The sequence below is a fragment of the Hydrogenophaga laconesensis genome (assembly GCF_031457235.1).
In the GTDB taxonomy this organism is placed as follows: Bacteria; Pseudomonadota; Gammaproteobacteria; order Burkholderiales; family Burkholderiaceae_C; genus Hydrogenophaga; species Hydrogenophaga laconesensis.
Genome location: NZ_JAVDWE010000001.1, coordinates 877,064 through 898,311, shown reverse-complemented (window position 1 = coordinate 898,311; position 21,248 = coordinate 877,064). Strand labels below are relative to the sequence as shown.

The window sequence follows — 21,248 nt, the reverse complement described above, 5'->3', positions numbered from 1 at the left end:
ATGATCATCAACAACAAAACGCCAGTCGGCGAAGTACGCCCCAGCCAATTGCTGTGGACTTATGGCCCCGGTGCGCTGATCGACCTGCCCAGCTTGTCCGTCGTGACACTCGGCATCGACCGATGGGAAAAGGATCGCTGCCAGCCGATTCAGGAGGCACGACTGCTCGCTGCCGTTCGGAAGGTTCTGGGGGCGCAGGTCGAAAACCTGCGGATGCCACCATTCCAGAAGAGTGAACTCGTCGACGTCTGGTCGGCTGAAGCCAATATCGGCGTGCCTGTTCGACCATTCCCGCGCTGGATGCGTTGCGTGAAATGCGGCCTGCTGTCGCCCTTTGATGCCGGTCTGTTCGAGATCAAGGAGAACCGTTTCAGGCCGGAGCGAACCCGCTTCGTTCACAAAGGCTGCCGTGGCTCCAAAGGCGATCAACCGGCCAAGGATGCGGATGCCGTTCCCGCACGTTTTCTGCTGGCCTGCCGCGACGGTCATCTCGACGACTTCCCTTGGCATTATTTCGTCCACGGCGGCAACAGTTCGTGCAAAGGCACGCTGCGCTTCTTCGAGAGTGGCGCGTCGCTGCAAACCGAAAACCTGTGGGTGAAGTGTGATGCCTGTGGCGCATCCAGAAGCATGGCGCACGCATTCGGTAAGGCAGGCAAAGAGAATCTGCCGGGTTGCCGAGGGCGTCACCCCCACTTGGATCACTTCGAGAATGAATGTGATGAAGAGGCTCGCGCAGTTCTGCTGGGAGCCACGAATAGCTGGTTCCCTATTACGCTCTCGGCGCTCGCGATTCCTCAGACCAAAGACCCGCTCAGTCAGCTGATCCAGGATGGCTGGGAGTTTTTCGAAGATCTCGATTCCGAAGCCGAGGTGTCGGTAACGGTGAAGACCTTGAAGAAGACCGGGGCGCTGCCGGGAATCGACAAGTACGAGGCTGCCTTGATCTGGTCGGCCATCGAGGCGCATCGCTCCGGCGGCGGGCAGGATGTCGTGGGTGAGGCCGACATCAAAGGGCCCGAGTGGGATGTGTTGACCGAAGCCAACCCGCCCACGGACTACCCGCACTTCATGAGCAAGAAGGTCGGTACGCCGCCAGGGCTCGGCGGCCATATCAGTCGAGTCTTGCTCCTCGAGCGTTTGCGCGAGGTGAATGCGCTGCTGGGTTTCACTCGGGTCGAAGCACCTGAAGAGTCTGGCGACCCCAATGAGCGTCCGCAGATGGCCAGCCTGTCGCGCAGCAAGCCAGACTGGGTGCCAGCCAACCAAGTTCATGGTGAAGGAATCTTCATCCAGTTCGACGAAGCCGCGCTCGTCGAGTGGGAAGCTCTGGATGGCGTGAAGAAGGTCGACCAGATGCTCCGTGGTGGCCATAAGGGATGGCGCAATTCACGCCACCTCGACCCGAACGAGGGTTACCCCGGCATTCGTTATGCGATGCTGCACACGCTCTCTCACCTATTGATTCGTGAGTTGGCGCTGGAATGCGGATACAACGCCGCGAGCATTCGTGAGCGCATCTATGCCGACACATCGGGCGATGGCCCACAGGCAGGCATCCTCATCTACACGGCAGCGGCCGATTCGGACGGCACGCTGGGCGGCCTCGTCGATCTCGGCAAGCCTGAAAACCTTGGCCGCTTGCTGGAGCAGGCACTGAATCGCTCTAAGGTCTGCTCCTCTGATCCACTCTGCTCGGAACATGATCCGGAGAAGGATCGATCCCTGCATGGTGCTGCCTGTCATGCGTGCAGTTTGGTAGCGGAGACCTCTTGCGAGCGTGGCAACCGCTATCTGGATCGCTCACTGCTCGTCCCGACACTCGAACGCGCTGACGCTGGTTTCTTCAAGGGTTTCTGATATGGATGAACTCTTGGATGCCATTGCAGCCTTGGTCTCTCTCGTTTCGCCGGAAAAGGTACAGGCCGTTGCCGCCCGCGTTCGTCGAACCGAAGCCAGCAAGGCTGCGTCGACGTTGCCGAGCGTAGTGGGAACACCGGTGGCCAGCACCGTGGTCGAGCAACTTGCGACCGCGTGGCAAAACACCAAGGTCGGCTCAGACGAACTGGCCTCGATGCTTCTCGCTGCCAGCCACGTCTACACCAAAGCCGCTTCGGAGCAATCCACCGAACTCGTGTGGACTGGCCCGACGACGCCTTTCGTATCGGCGCGTAGAACAGAGCAGGCGCTTCTGCAGGTCATCAACTCCGCTGAACAGTCCCTGTTCATCACCAGCTTCGTAGCCTACGACGTGTCGACCATCGTCAAAGCCTTGAATACCGCCAATGAGCGTGGGGTGCGCATCACTATGTTGCTGGAGTCCTCGCAAGACCATGGCGGCAGCATCAACATCGACGTCATTGGCAAGATGCGAGGCTTGGTGCCTGGCGCACAGCTCTATGCATGGCGCGACAAGACCGGTGATTTTGCGGATGGCCGCGTGCACGCCAAAGTCGCTGTCGCCGACAAGAACTCCTGCTTCATCACCAGCGCCAATCTCACCGGCTACGCGATGGAGAAGAACATGGAGGCTGGCGTGCTCATCTCAGGAGGACGTATACCCAGACTGCTGGACGACCACTTGCGATCCTTGGTCGACACGAAATTGGTCTCCCCGGTTTGACGACGCTGCGCGTGAGGCGTCCTCTGGGCTTGTATCGAAATAAGGAATCTTGAATGTCAGGCGAGTACGAAAAGGCCATTTCTATCGGCAAGGCAATCCAGAATATTGTCTCGCGCCGGTATCTCCTGCCTGCGATACAGCGGAAGTTCACATGGAGCACATCCCAGATCGAAGTGCTGTTCGACTCGATCATGCGCGGCTATCCCATCAACACATTCATGTTCTGGGAGGTGACCGATGCGGAGGTCAAGACTAACTTCCGTTTCTACCAGTTCCTGGAAAAATACTGTGAACGTTTCGGTGAGAACAATCCTGACTTCGATACCAGGGGCCACGGAAACTTCCAGGCCGTCATTGATGGCCAGCAGCGACTGACCTCGCTGTACATCGGCCTGAAAGGCACCTACGCGTACAGGTTGCCGCGCAAGTGGTGGCCAAAGACTCAGGATGATTCCGTTTTGCCTCCGAGGCGGCTCTATCTGAATATCGCTGCGCCCTTGGACGAAGAGCGCAACGAGGAGATGATGTCTTATGAGTTCTCCTTCCTGACAAAGCAAGAACGAGACAAATCCACCGACGGCAAATGCTGGTTTCTTGTCGGTGATGTACTGGACCTCGAAGAGGCGGAGACGGCAGATCAGGTACTGGACGTAGTCATGTCCCACCTTGAAAAGGTTGGCATGTCGTCAAACGCGTATGCCAGAAAAACACTAACGCGGCTCTATTTCGCCGTTCGGCGCGACACCCTGATTCATTACTACAACGAGACCAGCCAGAAAATCGACCATGTCCTGGATATCTTTATCCGCACCAATCACGGTGGGACTCCATTGTCATTTTCCGATTTGCTGATGTCGATTGCCATCGCGAACTGGAAGAAGGATGCGCGTCAGCAAATCGACGATCTGGTGGACAAGGTCAGGTTTGGCTCTGACATGGAGTTCTCAATTGATCGTGACTGGATATTGAAGGCGGCACTGGCGTTGACGGATGCCGATATCCGCTTCAAGGTCGAAAACTTCGCCGGTGCGCAGGTTGCCCGAATTGAGAGTGAATGGGATGAGATCAGCGCCTGCATCTTGGAAACGTTTCGATTGATCCGATCGTTTGGTTTGAACGATGCATCTCTCCGTGCAAAGAACGCAGCCATTCCCATTGCCTACTACCTGTATCACAAGGGTCGCGATGCCTCCACTGGCAAGAAGGGGGTGTTCTTAAGCATCAACAAGCAAGCGTTCCACATTCAAGATCGGAAACTGATCCGGCAGTGGTTGCACATGTCGCTGCTCAAGGGCGTTTTCGGCGGCCAAGGCGATGCACTGCTGACAAACTTGCGCAAGACTATCAAAGCCAATATGCCGGCAGAGGCGTTCCCGCTGACGAAGATCATCGAAGACTACCGGGGGCATAGCAAGGATCTGCTTTTCGATGATGACTTCATCAGCCGATTGCTCAAAACCCAGAAAGATGATGCGTCGTGCTTTTCGATCTTGGCGTTGCTCATGCCGGACCTCGACTACACACGAGCACTGCAAAAAGATCATATCCATCCAGCGGCATCTTTCAGCCAGGACAAGCTGTCCCAGTGCGAATTCTTGAAAGGGAAACCAGAGGCGCTGGAGTTTTTTCTTAGCCGCGAAAACTGGAACAGCATCGTCAACCTCCATCTCTTGGAGGAATCCAGAAACAAGTCGAAGCAAGACCGGCCATTCGCTGATTGGCTCAAGGAGCAAGAGGGGCTCAGCCTTGACGGACTACTGATTCCCGCAGACGCACCGCTTGATTTTGCGTCGTTCCGAACCTTCGTTGAAAAACGATCCCAGCACCTGTCAAATATCTTTAAGGAACTGGGAAGCCCGTGACATTCTGTGATCGCGGTCAATTCTGAGCTCCACCACAAAAAACAACATCTAAAAAGTGCCGCTGTTCGCCCATTCGCACGCCCCTCTACGAATGGGCAGGCCAGCGGCAAGCCTGTCGGTCATCGCTCCTGATAACGGGCAAAAGCAGGACGTCCTCCGCTTCGAGAGCGATGACGCTGATACATCCAAATTGTTAAAGAACAGCGTATCGCCCACACGGGCAGCACTACGACCTTCCGACAGGAAGGATTTCGCTCACCACTTCTGAGTGCGCGCCACTTACTTATCCAGCGCCACCATGCGGACGATGCTGTCGAACTCGTTCAGCACGTCGGGATGATTCTTCGTCAGGTGACGCAAGATGGCTTCATTGGCCATCAGCTTGGCGAGATAGCCCTTGGCCAGCACCAGATTGAGAATGTCTTGGCCGTAGGTCTGCTCGGCCAGCTTGAACTGCTCTTGGAGATTGCCCATTTCCCGCTCCATCTTGGCCATCTGATCGGCGCTGACGCCGGTCATTTTCTTGGGCTTGGTCTCGCCGACGAGCAGATTGCTGGGTGTGGCGGCTACCAAGGCCTGCGCGTAGGCCACCGTGATGTTGTTGGCGCTGACCATCAGTTCGACGCATTCAACCTGCCGGGTTGGCTTGAGCTTGCGCAGCACCGCGCCAAGGTTGGCCGAGAAGGTTTGATCGCGCAGCAACTCGGCAGCCTCCGGGCAGATGCCGTCGAGCAGGTTCAGTTTCTTGATGATGTGGCTGATATCCACGTCCAATGCTTTCGCGAGCTTTTCAGGGGTGACGCCGCGTTCGACGGCGCGGCGGATCATCAGGTGTTCCTGGATGCTGGAGAGACGATTGACCCGGTTGTTGTAGGTGTAGCTCTCGTCATCGGTGGCCACGAGGCACGGTGCCTTGTCGAAGCCCAACTGCTTCAGCGCCACCAGCCGCGTGTGCCCGTCGAGCAAGATGTACTGGCCCTCACGGGAGGGCTTTCCCACCGACAGGGGTTCAATCAGCCCGACAGCCTCGATGGACGCGAGGATCTGCTTGAATTTCCGGGAGGCAAACAAGCCCTCGGGGGTCTTGCGGGATGGCAGGATGGCCGAAAGCTCAAGAAATAGAGGCTCCGGCACGAAGCCCAGTGGTGGTCTGCTCACGTTCCACACCCCCGCGCCCAGACCCGATCCGCCAGATACTGCGGCAATGAGTCCATTCCCTCGGCGCGCAGCAGGTTGGTGAAATTCTCATCTGCCAGCAACTGACGCAGCGCACCAACGATGAACAGCAGGTTGCGCTGGGCGGTTTCTGCCTTCCTGACCAGCTGCTTCTGGCGCTCGACTTCACGCTGGTAGTTGCGCACGAGACTCGACGTGGTCACGTCCGCATTGGGTTTGCGGGATGACATCTTGCCGCCGACAGCCCGGCCTTGCGTGCGGCGACGTTCGATGACCCGACGCGCCTGGATCAGTTGGCTGCCACGCAGCTTGCCGGATTCATAGGCTTCCTGCAGGGCGGCCTGAATCGCTTTGTCATCCGTGCCCGCGCCAGCAATGGTGATCGCCGCGTTGAGCGGGATGCGTCCGCTGCCGACGGCCATCAACAGACGCTCTTCGCCGTTCTTGAGCAGGTACAGGATGCCCTGGACATACTCCGGGCTCAGGCCCGTTTTCTGGGCGATGTCTTTTTTGTCGTATCCCTGATCCCGCAGCTGCTCAATGCCAACCAAGAGTTCTAGCGGGCTGAATTTTCGTCGTGCAATGTTCTCCGTCAGGCTCATGATGAAGGCCGACTCGTCGTCGACGTTCATCACCATCGCCGGGATTTCCTGGTGACCGAGTGTCTTGAAGGCCTTGAGACGCCCCTCACCACAGATGAGCAGGTAGTGCTCGCCATCATTTCCCGGACGCGGCGTCACGATGATGGGCTTTTTCAGGCCGATGCTCTGGATGTTGCCGACGATCTGTTCGAACACTCGGCTGTTGCGTTCGCGCGGATTGAGAACCTCGATCCGGTTCAGCGGGATCATCCGCAATTCCGAGTGGCGATGCTCTTTGTCCTGGTTCATGCGGCCCTCCGTATGCGGATGCGCCGTGCCATGCCATACAGGTAGTCCAGGCTGTCGAAGCGGTAACACTCGAATTCGATGCCGTTGTGATCGGCGAGATTGATGCGGGGCTGGCCGAAGTCGAGTCGCGGCAACAGGTAGTAATCCAGCGCCGCCTGATTGGTTTCATCGAGCCGCACGGCCACGGTGATGTCGGGTGCGAGGCTGGTGTCGAAGCGCACCTTCCAGCGCCGCCGCCCGTTGTCGAGTAACTGGCAACGGGCCAGTACCAGCGAGACGGTGAATTCGTGGTTGACGGTGAGGAGATCGGTGGCCGGATCACGTTCGACCATGCCGCCGACCTCGGCGATCATCCGTTCGGTCTGGCCGACGATCTCCGGATGCAGTCGGCGCAAGAACTGGTTCACCTCCAGATACTGGTAGTCCCGATCCGGGGTGAAGCCGACGGTCTGGTACGCGCGGATCAGGCTGCCAAAACGATGTGCGTAGGCCGCCGACGAGGGCATGCCTTCGGCCTCGTCGATGATCAGGCCGGAGAGGTAACCGTGGCGCTGGTACAGGTTACGCAGCTTCTCGATCAGTTCGTCATCGCTGTAGCGATGTGACCGTGCGCGCAGGATGCCTTGCGCGGTGTAGAAGAGCTCCGGCGGCACGACACTCTCGAACGCACCTTCCTTCTTGATCCACATCTCGGGGCTGTTGACCACCCGGTGCTTCTTGAGCTTGAAGGAGCGCCGGTTGTAGACGTTGTTACCGATGTACTTCTCGTTGGACAACACCTCGCGCACCGTCGCCCGCGTCCAATCGCGCCCGAGATCTGTTCGGATGTTTTGCGTGTTGAGCCGTTCGGCGATCTCCAGCTCGGTCAGGTTGTCGGTGACGAACCAGCGGTAGATCTGGTTGACGGCGGCGACCTCGTCGTCGGGTCCCGGCTGCAGGATGACGCGGTCGGTTTGCAGGCTCTTGTGCTCGCCGCGAGCCAGTTCACCTTTGAACGTGCCGGACTGATCGATCAACACACGCCGCAGGCCATAACCGGCGGGCCCGCCTTGCCGAAAGCCCAGCTCGATCAGGCGGCACTGCCCGGCGAACACCTTGGCCGACAACTCCCGACTGTATTCGCCCGCCATCGCGCGCTTGACGCCTTTGACGATGGTGGACACGGGCGAGCCGTCATTCTCAAACTGTTCGGCACAGTAGGAAACCTGGATTCCGGCGCGGCGACAGATGTATTCGTAATAGGCACTCTCGTCGGCGTCCTGAAACCGCCCCCAACGGCTGACGTCATAGACCAGGATGATCTGGAAATCGGCCTTGCCCGTCTCGACATCCTTGATCAGTTGCTGCAGTGCTTTGCGCCCATCGATACGCAGGCCGCTCTTGCCTTCGTCGGCATAGGTGCGAACGATCTCGATGTTGCGCCGCTCGGCGTACTCACGGATCTTGTCGGCCTGATTCTCCGTCGAGTACTGCTGGTGCTCGGTCGACATCCGCACATACTCGGCGGCCCGAAATGTCGGAGGAGGTGACTCCGCCTCCGTTGAAAATTCTTCTGCCTGCATAGACCCGATCACTCATTGTTATGTGCACCTGCTCTCGGGTCTGCTTTTCACCTTACTGGCACGGCCGCGACCAGCGGTGTGCCGGTCGGGATGCGCAGGGTTGAAACTGTTGCCATTCAGGATGATCGAGAGCCCATTTGGAGAAAGAAGTTAAGGGCGAATCGCCGAGGTGTCGATCAAGTCCTCTCTTGACACGTCCATCTTGCACGGACACGTCAGGCACACCGGCGTGATCTCGACGATCCATGGAGCGCCGTTTTCCATTGGGAATGCTGGATGCCGCGCGATTCGATACAGGCCCGTCGGCAGGCCGCACACGTCCATCTTTGCAAGACCAGCATCTTGCCCCCTGAGATCGCGCAATCGCTGCTGTGCTCGGTTGTGCTGTTCGTACTCTGGCCGAGCGCCACGGTAGTTGCGCCAGTAGTCAGGATTGCGCTGCGACCACGCCTGCTGGGCGGCGCGCTGGTTGATTCGGTAGTCGGAATCGGACTGAAGCTTGGCCCGCTGCCACTGGCGCTTGCGGGCGCGCTGACAGCCGGGCAAGGAGCAGTAGGCTTGACCAGGAACTTGTGGGCGCGGCTCGAACGGCTGGCCACAGCAGGCGCAGAGGGTGCTGGACATCGAAGTTCTCCATATGAAAATTCATATGGGAACTGCTGGCCGGTGGCTGCAATCAGGGAGGCTTGATGCGAGGCGATGCAACAGGACGGCACGATCTGTGGGCAAACCACAATTACGCCCATTTACACCCGTTTAAAGGGGCTGCCGATTGGCCTCATCCTGAATGACACGGCACTGCTCGATGATGTCGGCGAAGTTCGGTTGATTCAGCGCCAGCAGACCGTCTTCCAGCATTGCGGCGTAATCGTTTTCCAGCGCCGTCAACGATTCGCCCGTCGGGATGAGTTGCAGCTGGCCACTGGTGGCGGCGAAGTAATCGATCTTGGCACCGGCAGCGTCTTTTTCGACGAAGAACACCGATTTTTGTTCTGCAACGGCCCGAGCCAGCGCCTGGTCGGCACAGGCCGCAGCGAAGTGCGGCGTTTTTGCGATGGCGGCCAAGTCGTACCAGTGCCGCGAATAGCGCTCGCCGCGCAGCCGTCCCTGCAAGCAATACACGTGTGCTGCGGTGGCCTTTTCCCAGAAGGTGCGCTCTGCTGCCATCACCAAGGGTTGGGCGACAGGGAAAATGATGTCTTCGATTTCCGGCGCAATGTCGCAAGCCACCGGCTGAACATGGTGCGGCTCGCCCGTGGCGCGGGCACCAAACTCCAGCTGGATCGTGGGCGCAGAATAGCCGGTGCCGGTTTTGACCGCTGGATACGACAGGATCAGCTTGTCCCGATCCTTGCCCGCCAGCGTCAAGCTCGCATCCAACCCATCTTTCGCCAGCGCCGCTGCGATGACCGGTTTGACCGTCGCCTCGATCCAGTCGGGCAGGCGGTGACGTACCGCGCTGCTGATCTTTTTTTCCTGGCTGGCGGAATCGGGAATGGGGTTGCCTTGCTTCAAAAGGTCGGCGGCCAGTTCGCGGATGTCATAGGTGAGATCCACGTCCTCGGAAAACCGGTCGATGATGCGATAGACCTTGGACAGCGAGGTGCCACCCTTGAAGGTGAGTTTGCTGGCCAAGTCGGATTCGTAAATGGCGGACAGCACCCAGACCACCCAGATGTCTTTCTCGAGCAGATGCGCGGGCCGCCCGGTACGGGCTGCAGCAAACTCCAGAGCTTCAACCTGATCTTCCCGGCTGAGCGAAAACCAGGAATCAGCCATGTGCCATGGCCTCGCTGACCACTTTGGCCATCCAGCTCGGCAGTGCGGCCCGTGCGCCACGCACGGCCTCCCATTCGGACTCGGGCAGTTTGGCGCGCAGTTGCTTCAGCGCCGCCGGTGCGCTCTCCGGCCCCAGCCATGACAGCGCACGAATCACCTTGCCTGCGGGGCGCTTGCCCAGCAGCAATTGCCAGCGGTTAGCGTGCTTGAGCTCCACGCACCGGCTGCCAAGATGCAGGGTGCGGGATGCGCCGGAGGTGAGAAAAACCTCGCGGGTCGGCACCTGCGTGGTCAGGCCCAGCGCATTGGCTTCGGCTGCACCGTTGGCCACCACCGTTTCACCGCAGCTGGCCTCGATGGCCTGCACCACGGATTCTGTGGATGGCGGGCGGGAGCCAAATCGCCCCTGATGAGGTGCGACATAGGCACCGCGACTCACGCGCAGCAACTTCCCTTCCTGAGCCAGCCGGGACAAGGTTTTGTCGATGGCCGCCCGCGAGCCCAGATGCAAGAACTCCTTGGGCGACAGCAGGCCACCCTCGGGCATGGCCCGGGCGGCAGACAAGATGTTCTCGGCAAGATGGCTCATGGTCATGGCTCCTTTGTCAGAAGTATAAGCCAGTATCTGACAAACCGCAATTTGCAGCAGACGTGCCCGGCCAATGGCCGCAAAGGAGCCTCCGAGGCCTCGAGAGCCCGGATCACGCACATAAAAGGGGGATTCGCCGAAAGCCAACACGGGTTTCGGCCAGATCATCGAATTCACGGCCTCAAGGCCGAGGTGTTACTCTCTGGTTCAGATTACGGACGCGGGTTCGGTTCCGTGTTCCGCCCTCAGGGACAAATGGCCGAAACGGTGGACTTTGGGCCAAAAGGAGGGACATCTGTTCAGGCTACGGAACGGAATCGAACCGTTCTCCGTCCTGCTCCCTCACCAGCTCATGCCAGCGCGGCACACGAGCCGGGGCGTCCGGTTGATGCTCCAGCTCGACGGGTCGCACCACCGATTCCTGTACATCGCCCCGCACGCTGTTCGCCAGTTCCCATTGCAGGATGGCCTCCAGCGAAAAACGCAGGTTCCTAACCAACAGCAGATGCGGGATGCGCTTGCGCTCTCGCTCGACTCGGTCGGTGAACAGATTCGCAGGTAGGCTGGTAGCCTCGACGACCTCCTTCGCGCTGACGTACTGCAGTTCGGGCTCGGCGGTATCGGAAGGCTGAGGGTCGCCATCGATTCTCTGTGGGTGGGTAACGGCGCGTGGGACGCGCTCACCATCGCCAAGAATCGCCATCCAGTGCTGTGCGCTCTGACGCTCGAACTCGAGAATATCCGCCTGGTGGTAGCGGACGTGGTGGAACAGCTTGTGCCAGATTGGCCCTTCGCTATCAAGCCGCCAGCGCCGCAGGGTTTTCAGGCTGACCTTCCATCTGGCGGCAACCTGTCTTTCGGTCATCACGGGGTAGTGCATCTTCTTCTCCAAGACTGATGACCCCATGACAACGCTGTTCGCCATAGAAGCCAAGCCTTACGGCGTGAGGCCAGCGGCGAACTGCTGCAGTCGCTGCCCCTCGGCCCGGGCCTCGCCCAGCAACTGGCTCCAGTCGTCCGGCGGATGACCGCTTTCAAGCATTCTGCGGAACACCCGGTAGGCGTCGTCGCTGCTCTCGTAGGCGCGCTTGGTGTCCTCGTCGTTGACCCACGCGAACACGATTACTCTGCTGGGTGCGTGGTAACGGAAGAACAGCCGGTACTGCTGGAAGAACTTCGCCCGGAACCAGTGCTTGTGATCGTCGCCAAGGGTGCCGCCTTGGCGGTACTCAGGCCGCGCAGGGTCTTGAGGAATGATGTCGAACGCCAACCTAGTGATTGCCGCCAGTCGCTTGCTGGCGTTCTTCTTCACATACCCGACTGGGTCCTTCTGCTTCAAGGCTTCGACCTGCTGAGCAAGCGCCTCAATCTGCGCCAAGAACAGCGGATGGGCAAAGATCGTCCAGCCGTGAATGACCAGGGGCGTGGCCTTGCCCGCGCTCATTCATCGTCTGCCGACAGGGCGGCATTGAGATCGACTTCGACGCTGCCGACCAGAGACTGGAGCCGTTGGACGAGGCCCGCATCCACGGCCTGCAGGCGCTCGGGGTGGTTGGCAATGTCCCGGGCCAGGAAGCCCAGGAACTGGCCGAGCACCGGATCGTCGCCTTCGGAGGCTTCAGCGCGGGTCAGCACAACCTCACCACTGGAGCGGATGGTGTAGTGGATCTTGTCGCGCTTGCCGAGCCGCAGGGCGCGACGCACGGTTTCCGGTACCGTGGTCTGGTAGCGGTCGGTCAGCGTGGATTCGACGTCGAGGGTGGTGGGCATGGCGCGCTCCGGTCAAAGATGTGAATATCTTGCATGGTAATGCAATCGCCTTGTCAAGTCAATGCAACTGCATTGCCAAGAGCTATTGCCATCCTGTCCGGAGTTTCGGTGGGCGACTGCCTACCAGTGACCATATCGAACACCGCGAGTCTGGCTGTCCACCCGCTTCGCCCGATGTCCGCCGAAGCGGCCAAATGATTCAAAACAGGGACTCTGTTCTTGCGGACGGACTTTTGTTCAGAAAGCGGACGCGGGTTCAGTTCCGCGTTCCGCCACCACACGACCTGTACAAGGCCGCTGACGATCCTCGTTGGCGGCCTTTTGCTTTCTGTGTCCGGCGCTATCCCGTCGTGTTTCGCAAGGCGGCCCCGGGAGCCGGGCTGCCGGGTGCCTGTACCCAGAACTGGTACATGCCGATGAAAGTGTCGGGGTGCTCGGTTTCGTACGTGTGCCAACGCTGCAGGTCGTGCACCGCATCCTCTTCAGGAAAGCGCTTGCGGAAGCGGCTGAGCACGGCGGGTTCCACATGCATACCTACGAACGACAAGCCAAGCCTGTCGAGAAGCGCCTGGATCTGGGGCAGGCTGGTGCGGTGTTCCTGCTCATGGAACAACAGGTCGCGGCAGGCGCTCAAGCCGTAGAAATCGCCGAAGCTGGTGAGGGGTTTCAGAACATCCGGGCAGTCACCATTCAGCAGCGCCTCGCGGCAGGCTCGAATGCCTTGCGCGGTGGCTGGGAGGCGGCGCTCCGCGATGAACTGGCGCGCCGCCACCACCAACGATCGAGCCAGTTCGCTGTAGAGCCCGATCCGCATGAGGCCGCCGGGGCGAAGGAGCGACAGCAACGCGCGCCAGCCTTTTTCGGGATCGTCCAGGTGGTGCAGAACGCCCACCGATTCGATCAGGTCGAAGCGCCGTTCGAGCGAAGCGAGCAAAAGGATGTCGGCCTGCGCGTATTCGATGTGCGGCTGGCCCAGCTCTAGAGACTTGCGCATCGCATAGGCCAGGCTGCTGGCGCTCAGGTCGATGGCGAGCACGTGGGCCCCTGCGTAGTGGCTGGCGGTTTCTGTCGAATGGCGGCCGGTGCCGCAACCGGCGATGAGCACGTCGAGCGATTCGCGTCGCGCCATCGGTTGAAAGCGCGCGTGTGGCAACTGCATGCGAAGGCGGTCATCCAGGCGAAGTGGCGGCGGAAGCAGCGAGGCGCGCGCCCAGCGCGGGTAGGGGTTCTCTTCGTACTGCCGGCGCACGCGGCACGACACTCCCTCGTCGATCCCGGTCAGACGCTGCAGGCTGGTGCGCAGGAGGCCTTCGCGCCGAGGCTCTTCGACCTGCTGCTGCAACACCGCGCACAGGGCTTCGGGCCAGGTGGCGTCGAAGCAAGGACCGGCGAGGGTGTGCAACGGCCTGTAGCTGGCCAGCGCGAGCAACTGGTGGGCGAGCGGTTGGCCGCCGCTGTCCAGCGTGGTGTCGAGGCAGGCCTGCAACTGTTCAAGTTGTGCGTCCTCGGTGGCGCTGATGACCCAGGCGTATTCGTTGAGGAAGCATTGCCGCGCGAGCGCTCCTTGCAGGGCGCTCAGGCTGGCGTCGTCTTCAGCATCCTGCTCCAGGGCCCACCCGAGCAAGGCGGCTCGCATTTTTGTGAGCCATCGTTCCACGGCCACATCGCAGACCGTGGCGTTTTCGAGCAAGCCCAGCAGCAAGGTGTCCTCCTGCCAGGCCACCAGCGACGGCTGCCCGACAGGCCCCTCGTGTGACAGCGCCGCCCGCATGAGGGGCTCCCCCTTCAGCCATGCAATCGCCGCCGGCGCCAGTTCCTCGGGCCGTCTCCATGCCTCATGGATCGCACGGGTCAGCAGGGGCCGCAGTTTCCCGCGCGAGGCGTCCGGACGCAGTCGCTGCAGGCACTCTGCAAGACCGATCTTCACCTCCGGCGCTTCCTGGATCGACAGGGCGTGGAGATACGCGTCGAGCGCTTCCAAAGGGCGGCCCTGGTGATTGAGCACCAGACCCAGATTGCTGTGTGCCTGAAAGCAGTCCGGCGCAGACCTGATGGCCTCGTGGTAGTGCGACGCGGCCTGATCCAGCCGGCCATGGCGCATGTGGATGAGGCCCAGGTGGTAGTGCGCTTCGGCAAATCCGGGCTTCCATTGCGTCGCCCGGGTCAGGAAGTCCAGAGCGCCTGGTGTGTCACCGGCTTCACACGCGATCACGCCGAGCAGATGCCAGGCATCGACATGGCCCGCGTCGACTTGAAGCACTTGGTGGCACAGGCGGGCTGCCTGCTGCAGTTGGCCGACTTCGTACATGGCCATTGCGGTGGCCCATGCGCCGGACGACGTTGGCGTGATCCGACCACCGCCTCGGAGGGGCAGGCAGCAATGCTTGTATTTCTTCCCGCTCGAGCACGGGCAGCGCTCGTTGCGCCCAACTGTCTGCATGGCTTGTCTCCTATGCATGGGCCGTCTGATGCGGCGCTTTTGAAACCCGATCGTTGCCCTGCTGCGTACCCGTCCGAGCGGGACTTGCGCAAGGTTCGATGGGATATAAATAAACCGACTAGTCGGGTTATCATAAGTGCCATTCGCCACGATATGGAAGACGAGCGATGAAGGTATTTATTGTTTTTGCCCACCCCGAGCCGCGTTCATTCGGCCGGGCGTTGCTGGAGCGGTCGGTGCAAACGCTTGAATCTTGCGGACACGATGTGGTGGTGTCCGATCTGTACGAGATGAACTTCAAGCCCGTGGCCACGGGCGAAGACTTCACCGAGCGACGTTTTCCCGATGCACTGCAGTACGACCGCGAACAGAAGCAGTCGTCGCAGCGCCGCACCTTCACGCCGGATATTCAGGCCGAGATCGACAAGCTGCTGGCCTGCGATCTGCTGATCCTTCAGTTCCCGTTGTGGTGGTTCTCGGTGCCCGCGATCATGAAAGGGTGGATCGACCGGGTTTTCGTCAATGGCACCGTGTACGGTGCGGGCGGCATGCGTTTCGACAACGGTGGTCTCAAGGGACGCAAGGCGATGCTGGCATTCACCACGGGCTGCTTTCCCGGGATGATGGATGCCGACGGCCTGCTGGGTCAGCGCGACGTGATCCTCTGGCATCTGCAACACGGCACCTTCGGCTATGGCGGCCTGCAGGTGCTGCAGCCTTTCGTGGGCTTCTCCATCCAGTACACCGACGAGGCCCAGCGCCACGCTTGCCTGGACGCCTATGAAAAGCGGCTGCGCCAGATCGAGCAGGAAGAGGTGATGCCCTCCCACCCGATGTCGGACTTCGACGCCGACTGGCGGCTCAAGCCTGGCATCGTCCCGCGCACGGCAGGCCATCGCCGCACGCCAGGTCAGGGCTGATCCATGGCCCAAGTCGCCTGGGGTGAGTTGCACATCGAAGCGCTGCTGGCGCTGGATGCTACGGGGGAAGGCCGCTGGCGCAGTCGCCATGGCGATGCCAATCTGAACGGCCGCTCGTATGGAGGCCAGCTGCTGGGGCAGGCCATGATGGCTGCGTTGAAGGACGTGCCCGCCGGCCGGCAGGCCACGATGATGCAGTTTCTCTTTCTGCAGGGTGCGATGCCCGACGAGGGGGTGAACTTCGAGGTGACGACGCTGCAGGAAGGCAAGCGATTCAGCTCGCGGCGCGTGAGCGGCTCGCAGGGCAATGGCCGAACGGTGCTGGATGCACAGGTCACCTGTGCGCTGCCGCTGGATGCGCCCGAGCACGCGGCACCGAGCTCCGCGCCTGCCGATGAGCGACCAGAAGATCTGCCGCAACTGGCCGACATTGACCCCGCGCTGGTCGGGGGCCTCACGCGACTGGGGGGCTACTCGCAGGATCACAAGCCCAGCATCGAGTTTCGAATTCCCGATCCCCTGCGGCAGCTGTCGTCGATGCACATGGGCGGGCGATTCCGCTTCTGGATGCGCGCTGCGCGTCCACTGCCTCGCGACCCGCATCTGCACTCGGCAGCGTTCGCCTACCTCTCGGACTGGTGGCTCAACTTTGCCTCGCTGGGCTTGCATCTGCGCGACCTGGGGGGCCGTCAGCTGTACATCTCGAGCCTCAACCACGCACTCTGGCTGCACCGCCCGATTCAGGCGGACCAGTGGCTGCACGTCGATGGCCACAGTCCATGTGCCCAGGCGGGCAGGGGCCTGTCCATCGGCACCGTGCACGACCGGCAGGGTCACATGCTTGCTTCGATGACGCAGGAGTGCCTGATGGCGTACGCAGGCTAGTGCCCGTTGTTCATACCTGTTCTTGCGGCAGGTGCACCACGATTCCGTCGAGATCGGGGTTCATGCGCAGCTGGCAGCACAGGCGGCTGGTCTCGCGCGGTTCGGGCACACCTTCGAGCATGAAGGCCTCGGTTTCCGAGATGGGCGGCAGGCGCGGTGCCCAGGAGGTATCGATATAGCCGTGGCAGGTGGCGCAGCTGCAGGAGCCGCCACAGTCCCCCAGGATGCCGGGGACGCCGTTGTCCACCGCGATCTGCATCAGGCTGCGCTGGTTGGGTGCGTCGATGCGGATGACGGTGCCGTCATGTTCGATGAAGGTCACGATGGGCATGGGAGCAGATTCCTTTTCTGTGGGCTGGTCGCCGTTCTTGACATAGTCCGTCTCGTCGGACTATTATTGCACCATCGGAAACGGGAAACAACCCTGCCACCACGGAGAAGACAACTTGAGCACCTGTGATCATGTGATTCCTGTCGCGCCCGCCGCCGCGATGGGCCCGGCGATCCGCTGGGACGAACTCGTCCGCGATGACCACGTGCACGGTTCCCTGTACACAGACCCCGCGATCTATCAGGCGGAACTCCAGAGAATCTGGTACCGCACCTGGGTCTACGTCGGCCACGAGAGCGAGGTGCCCAACCCCAACGACTACGTGATGAAGTCGATCGGGCCGGAACCCATCCTGATGACGCGCGACAAGTCGGGCCAGATCCATCTGCTGCACAACCGGTGTCCTCATCGTGGCAACCGCGTCTGCATGACGGAAAAGGGCAACGCGCGCTCCTTCACATGCCCCTACCACGGCTGGACATTTGCCAACGATGGCGCACTGCGCGGCTACCCGTTCCCTTCGGGCTACGAGGACGCTGATCGCTCCAGGCTCGGCCTGGGCAAGGTGGCCAGGGTGGCATCGCACCGGGGCTTCGTGTTTGGATCGTTCGCGGAAGAGGGCGAGTCGCTGCTGGAGCACCTGGGGGCGGCCGCCGGGGCCATCGATTCGCTCTGCATGAACTCACCGGAGGGCGAGGTCGAGGTGACGGCGGGTTACCTCAAGCACAAGGTCAAGGCCAACTGGAAATTCCTGGTGGAGAACGAGACCGACGGGTACCACCCTTCGTTTGTGCACGCGTCCATCTTCGAGGTGGCGCAGAGCGGTATCGGCACGCTGTACGACAGCGACTCCGTCGCCGTGTCGCGCGATTTCGGCAAAGGTCACACGGAAAACGACCTGCGGCCCGAGTTCCGCAAGCGCGACGTGCCGATGGGCTGGTTCGGCACCACGGCCGACAGGTTGCCGGCCTACGTCGCACAGATGGAGACCGCTTACGGCAAGGACAAGGCGCGCGAAATCATGATCGACGGTACGCCCCACATCATGATCTTCCCCAACCTGTTCATTGCGGAGATACAGCTCTTCGTGCTGCAGCCGCTCTCGGTGGACCACACGGTGCAGCACGTCACGGCGATCCAGTTCAAGGGTGCGCCCGACATCAACCGCCGCTTGCGTCAGCAGACGATGGGCTCGGTGGGGCCGGCTGGCTTCCTGCTGGCCGACGATGCCGCCATGTACGAGCGCACGCAGCTGGGCGTGCAGGCCAGCAATCCCGAGTGGCTTTATCTGGGACGCGGCCGGCACCGCGAGCGGATCGACGAGAACGGCTTCCGCATCGGCGACAACACGGATGAAACCCCCTCGCGCGGCATCTGGCGTCACTACAAATCCCTGATGGAGGCCGCATGACCGACTTGGCGCTCGATGCCCGCACCCTGCTCGACGAGGTCACCCAGTTCATCTACCGCGAGGCGCGCTACCAGGACGACCATGCCTACGACGACTGGGAGGCGCTGTGGACCGACGACGGCGTCTACTGGATTCCAGCCAACGGAGAAGGCGGTGATCCTGAGAAGGAGATGTCGATCATCTACGACAACCGCTCGCGCATTGCTCTGCGCATCCGGCAGTTCCACACGGGCAAGCGCTACAGCCAGACCCCGCAGTCGCGATTGCGCCGGGTGGTCTCCAACGTGGAAATCCTGAAACACGAGGGCGACGAGCTGCTGGTCACCTCCAACGCCATGGTGTTCGAGTCATCGCCGGCCCGGGGCGACACCATCTGGGCGTCGCGCAACGAATACACGCTGCGACGTGAAGGCGAGTCCCTGCGCATGGCGCGCAAGAAGGTGGTGCTGGTCAACAACGAAACGGCGCTCTATTCGATGGCCTTTCTGATCTAGCCACGGGCCTGGCAGGAGACACACACATGGCAACACAAGACAAGAACACGCCAATCCCTGAGGTGTTGATCGGCGAAGGCCCGGCGCTGCTGGCGCTGCACGCCGACGGCGTGGCCCACATCCGCCTGAACCGGCCCGAAGCCGCCAACGGTCTGGACTTGGCCATGCTCAAGGGTCTGCACGAGGTGATGACGGCGGCGCACGGCGATGGCCGTGTGCGGGCGGTGCTGCTGACGGGCGAGGGCAGGAACTTCTGTGCCGGTGGCGATGTGCACACGTTCCTCTCCAGGGGCGAGGCCCTGCCGGACTACATCCGCATGGCGACGTCCTATCTGCAGATCGTCGCCTCCATGATGATGCGCTTGAACGCGCCGGTGGTCAGCGCGGTGCAGGGCTTCGCGGCCGGTGGCGGCGGCATGGGTCTGGTGTGTTCATCCGACTTCGTCGTGGCGGGCACCTCGGCCAGATTTCTGGCAGGTGCCACGCGCGTCGCCATGGTGCCCGACGCGGGTGTGTCCGTCACGCTCACCCACCTGGTCGGGCTTCGCAAGGCGATGGAGATTCTGATGCTCAACCCGGTGATCACGGCACAGGAGGCGCTGGACATGGGCCTCATCACGCGTGTGGTGGACGACGCGGCCCTGATGGGTGAAGCCCTGGCGCTGGCGCAGCAATTGGCTGGGGGCGCGCCGGCCGCGCTGGCGGGTACCAAGCGACTGCTGTGGAATGGCCTGGGTTCGAGCGTGGACGCATGTATGCCCGAAGAGAACCGCATGCAGGCCCAGCTCTCCGGCATGGCCGACGCGCGTGAGGGCCTGGCTGCCGTGATCGAGAAACGCGCGCCCACTTTCACGGGTCGCTGAGCATGGCCACCCCCCATCCTCTAGCCGGCCGCAAGGCCTTCGTCACCGGCGGTGCCAAGGGCATCGGTGCGGCCATTGCGCGCAGGCTGGCGGCCGATGGCGCGCTGGTGACCATCGCGGATCTGGATATCGATGCGGCACGTACGCTGGCGGACAGCATCCGTGCACGGGCCATGCAGCTGGACGTGTCGGACCTCGCGCAGGTCGCTGCGGTCCTGAACGAACATGGCCCGGTCGACATCCTGGTGAACAACGCCGGGGTGGATCAGCATGCCTTCTTCACGAAGACGACACCCGACGACTGGCGCCGTCTGATCGCGATCAATCTGGAATCCGTCTTCGCCACCACACACGCAGCCCTGCCTGCCATGCAGGCGGCCGGTTATGGCCGTGTCATCAACATCGCGTCGGAGGCCGGCCGTCTGGGCTCACGCGGTGGTGCGGTCTACGCGGCGGCCAAAGGGGGTGTTATCGCCTTCACCCGTTCCATCGCCCGCGAGAATGGCAGCAAGGGCATCACGGCGAACGTGATCGCACCCGGGCCGATCGACACGCCGCTGTTGCGCCAGGCGCTCGAACAAGGCGGCGAAAAGCTGTTGAATGCCATGACCGGCGCCACACTCGCCGGCCGCCTGGGAACGCCGGAGGACGTGGCGGCGGCGGTGGCCTTTCTGGCCTCGGCCGAGGCAGGCTATGTCACCGGTGAGGTGCTGGGGGTGTCCGGCGGCATGGGGTGCGGGGCATGAGCGCGGCCGTGGAACAGGTCATCGAGCGTGTTCGCCAGGTGTATGGCAGCTGGAAACGCGACACCCCCGTGGCGCAGATGCGCCAGGACTGGGACACGCTGTTCGGCGGCGCAGCGGTGAACGCGTCCATCGAGGATGTGGATGCCGGGGGCGTGAAGGCCCAATGGGTGAGTGCACCCGGTGCAGACCCCCGACATGGGGTTCTCTATCTTCACGGTGGCGGCTTTCAGGTGGGTTCGTTGGTGTCGCACCGCGAACTCATGGCGGGTTTGTCGGCTGCCTCGAATTGCCGCGTGCTGGGCGTGGACTACCGTCTCGCGCCCGAACACCGCTATCCCGCTGCGCTGGACGATGCGTGGGTCGCCTGGCAGTGGCTCGCCGACCAGGGCTTCGAGGCACAGCACGTTGCGCTCGCGGGCGACTCCGCTGGCGGTGGCCTGGTACTGAGCCTGTTGCTGCGTCTGCGCGACGCCGGCCAGCCCTTGCCCGCCGCTGCGGTCCTCATGTCGGCGTGGACCGACCTCACCGCCTCGGGCGCGAGCTACGGTACGCGCGCCGACAGCGATCCGATCCACCAGCGCCCCATGATCGTGGCCATGGCCCGTAACTACCTGGGCAAGGAAGGCAACCCCGCCGATCCGCTGGTCTCACCGATGTTTGCCGAGCTCCGTGGCTTGCCACCGTTGCTGGCACAGGTGGGGGATCGCGAGACCGTGCTCGATGACTCGCGTGATTTCGTGGCGCGAGCCAGAGAGGCGGGTGTGGATGCCACCTTGCAGGTCTGGGACCACATGATCCACGTCTTCCAGCAATTCCCGGCGCAACTGCCCGAAGCGCGCGCGGCCATCGACGAACTGGGCCGCTTCCTGCGGCGCCACCTTCCGGCCTGAGCGCCGCGACCATCACG

At 61.8% G+C, this 21,248-nt stretch carries 21 protein-coding genes and 1 pseudogene; 10 read left to right on the top strand and 12 right to left on the bottom strand.

All coding sequences use genetic code 11. The features are described from left to right. The 3 genes from drmB to J2X09_RS04320 are packed head-to-tail and all read left to right on the top strand — an operon-like array spanning position 1 to position 4,485. The gene (gene drmB / locus J2X09_RS04330; protein ID WP_310307512.1) at positions 1-1,860 is read left to right on the top strand and encodes a DrmB family protein; all 1,860 of its coding nucleotides are present in this window, start codon (positions 1-3) and stop codon (positions 1,858-1,860) included. 1 nt (position 1,861) lies between these two features. Continuing rightward, positions 1,862-2,623 carry a DISARM system phospholipase D-like protein DrmC gene (gene drmC / locus J2X09_RS04325; protein ID WP_204731897.1) on the top strand — a complete coding sequence of 254 codons (762 nt, stop codon included), beginning with the start codon at positions 1,862-1,864 and terminating at the stop codon, positions 2,621-2,623. Between the two features lie 53 nt (positions 2,624-2,676). Next, a complete protein-coding gene (locus J2X09_RS04320; RefSeq protein WP_204731896.1) occupies positions 2,677-4,485 on the top strand; it encodes a DUF262 domain-containing protein in 1,809 nt (602 codons plus the stop codon). A 279-nt stretch (positions 4,486-4,764) separates the two neighbouring features. Here J2X09_RS04320 and J2X09_RS04315 read toward each other — a convergent pair whose 3' ends face one another. The 11 genes and pseudogenes from J2X09_RS04315 to J2X09_RS27045 all read right to left on the bottom strand — a co-directional run. Further along, positions 4,765-5,643 carry a plasmid partitioning protein RepB C-terminal domain-containing protein gene (locus J2X09_RS04315; RefSeq protein WP_204731958.1) on the bottom strand — a complete coding sequence of 293 codons (879 nt, stop codon included), beginning with the start codon at positions 5,641-5,643 and terminating at the stop codon, positions 4,765-4,767. Further along, positions 5,640-6,551, bottom strand: coding sequence for a ParB/RepB/Spo0J family partition protein (locus tag J2X09_RS04310; protein WP_204731895.1), 912 nt, complete (start codon positions 6,549-6,551; stop codon positions 5,640-5,642). The genes J2X09_RS04315 and J2X09_RS04310 overlap by 4 nt, the downstream gene beginning before the upstream one ends. After that, on the bottom strand, positions 6,548-8,113 hold the full coding sequence (locus J2X09_RS04305; protein ID WP_204731894.1) for a recombinase family protein: 1,566 nt from the start codon (positions 8,111-8,113) through the stop codon (positions 6,548-6,550). The genes J2X09_RS04310 and J2X09_RS04305 overlap by 4 nt, the downstream gene beginning before the upstream one ends. A gap of 150 nt (positions 8,114-8,263) precedes the next feature. Next, positions 8,264-8,737: a hypothetical protein gene (locus tag J2X09_RS04300; RefSeq protein ID WP_204731893.1), complete on the bottom strand. Its 474-nt coding sequence runs from the start codon at positions 8,735-8,737 to the stop codon at positions 8,264-8,266. Between the two features lie 132 nt (positions 8,738-8,869). Then, the gene (locus J2X09_RS04295) at positions 8,870-9,892 is read right to left on the bottom strand and encodes a nucleotidyl transferase AbiEii/AbiGii toxin family protein (RefSeq protein WP_204731892.1); all 1,023 of its coding nucleotides are present in this window, start codon (positions 9,890-9,892) and stop codon (positions 8,870-8,872) included. After that, a complete protein-coding gene (locus J2X09_RS04290; protein WP_445352001.1) occupies positions 9,885-10,649 on the bottom strand; it encodes a DUF6088 family protein in 765 nt (254 codons plus the stop codon). Before J2X09_RS04290 ends, J2X09_RS04295 begins: the two co-directional genes overlap by 8 nt. A gap of 136 nt (positions 10,650-10,785) precedes the next feature. Continuing rightward, the gene (locus tag J2X09_RS04285) at positions 10,786-11,361 is read right to left on the bottom strand and encodes a helix-turn-helix domain-containing protein (protein WP_204731891.1); all 576 of its coding nucleotides are present in this window, start codon (positions 11,359-11,361) and stop codon (positions 10,786-10,788) included. 57 nt (positions 11,362-11,418) lie between these two features. Beyond that, positions 11,419-11,925 (bottom strand): type II toxin-antitoxin system YhaV family toxin, encoded by a 507-nt coding sequence (locus tag J2X09_RS04280; protein ID WP_204731890.1) that lies wholly within the window; start codon positions 11,923-11,925, stop codon positions 11,419-11,421. After that, the gene (locus J2X09_RS04275) at positions 11,922-12,251 is read right to left on the bottom strand and encodes a type II toxin-antitoxin system PrlF family antitoxin (RefSeq protein ID WP_204731889.1); all 330 of its coding nucleotides are present in this window, start codon (positions 12,249-12,251) and stop codon (positions 11,922-11,924) included. Before J2X09_RS04275 ends, J2X09_RS04280 begins: the two co-directional genes overlap by 4 nt. Before the next feature lie 340 nt (positions 12,252-12,591). After that, positions 12,592-14,559, bottom strand: a complete 1,968-nt coding sequence (locus J2X09_RS04270; protein ID WP_310307505.1) for a methyltransferase domain-containing protein — start codon at positions 14,557-14,559, stop codon at positions 12,592-12,594. Positions 14,560-14,619: 60 nt separating this feature from the next. Beyond that, positions 14,620-14,691: pseudogene (locus J2X09_RS27045) on the bottom strand (SEC-C metal-binding domain-containing protein); the annotation flags it as partial. 167 nt (positions 14,692-14,858) lie between these two features. Here J2X09_RS27045 and J2X09_RS04265 point away from each other — a divergent pair. After that, positions 14,859-15,611: an NAD(P)H-dependent oxidoreductase gene (locus J2X09_RS04265; RefSeq protein ID WP_204731886.1), complete on the top strand. Its 753-nt coding sequence runs from the start codon at positions 14,859-14,861 to the stop codon at positions 15,609-15,611. Positions 15,612-15,614: 3 nt separating this feature from the next. Continuing rightward, complete coding sequence (locus J2X09_RS04260) at positions 15,615-16,496, top strand: acyl-CoA thioesterase (RefSeq protein WP_204731884.1); 882 nt, start codon at positions 15,615-15,617, stop codon at positions 16,494-16,496. Between the two features lie 10 nt (positions 16,497-16,506). Here J2X09_RS04260 and J2X09_RS04255 read toward each other — a convergent pair whose 3' ends face one another. Further along, the gene (locus J2X09_RS04255; RefSeq protein ID WP_204731883.1) at positions 16,507-16,827 is read right to left on the bottom strand and encodes a 2Fe-2S iron-sulfur cluster-binding protein; all 321 of its coding nucleotides are present in this window, start codon (positions 16,825-16,827) and stop codon (positions 16,507-16,509) included. Between the two features lie 115 nt (positions 16,828-16,942). Between J2X09_RS04255 and J2X09_RS04250 the strand changes: the two genes are divergently transcribed. From J2X09_RS04250 to J2X09_RS04230, 5 genes are read left to right on the top strand one after another with little or no spacing between them, the layout of a single operon-like run. After that, the gene (locus J2X09_RS04250; protein ID WP_310307500.1) at positions 16,943-18,238 is read left to right on the top strand and encodes an aromatic ring-hydroxylating oxygenase subunit alpha; all 1,296 of its coding nucleotides are present in this window, start codon (positions 16,943-16,945) and stop codon (positions 18,236-18,238) included. Beyond that, positions 18,235-18,732, top strand: a complete 498-nt coding sequence (locus tag J2X09_RS04245; protein WP_204731882.1) for an aromatic-ring-hydroxylating dioxygenase subunit beta — start codon at positions 18,235-18,237, stop codon at positions 18,730-18,732. The genes J2X09_RS04250 and J2X09_RS04245 overlap by 4 nt, the downstream gene beginning before the upstream one ends. Positions 18,733-18,758: 26 nt before the next feature. Then, positions 18,759-19,595, top strand: a complete 837-nt coding sequence (locus J2X09_RS04240; RefSeq protein WP_204731880.1) for an enoyl-CoA hydratase/isomerase family protein — start codon at positions 18,759-18,761, stop codon at positions 19,593-19,595. Positions 19,596-19,597: 2 nt separating this feature from the next. Further along, a complete protein-coding gene (locus J2X09_RS04235; RefSeq protein ID WP_204731879.1) occupies positions 19,598-20,341 on the top strand; it encodes an SDR family NAD(P)-dependent oxidoreductase in 744 nt (247 codons plus the stop codon). Beyond that, positions 20,338-21,231, top strand: a complete 894-nt coding sequence (locus J2X09_RS04230; RefSeq protein WP_204731878.1) for an alpha/beta hydrolase — start codon at positions 20,338-20,340, stop codon at positions 21,229-21,231. The genes J2X09_RS04235 and J2X09_RS04230 overlap by 4 nt, the downstream gene beginning before the upstream one ends. Positions 21,232-21,248: the final 17 nt, after the last annotated feature.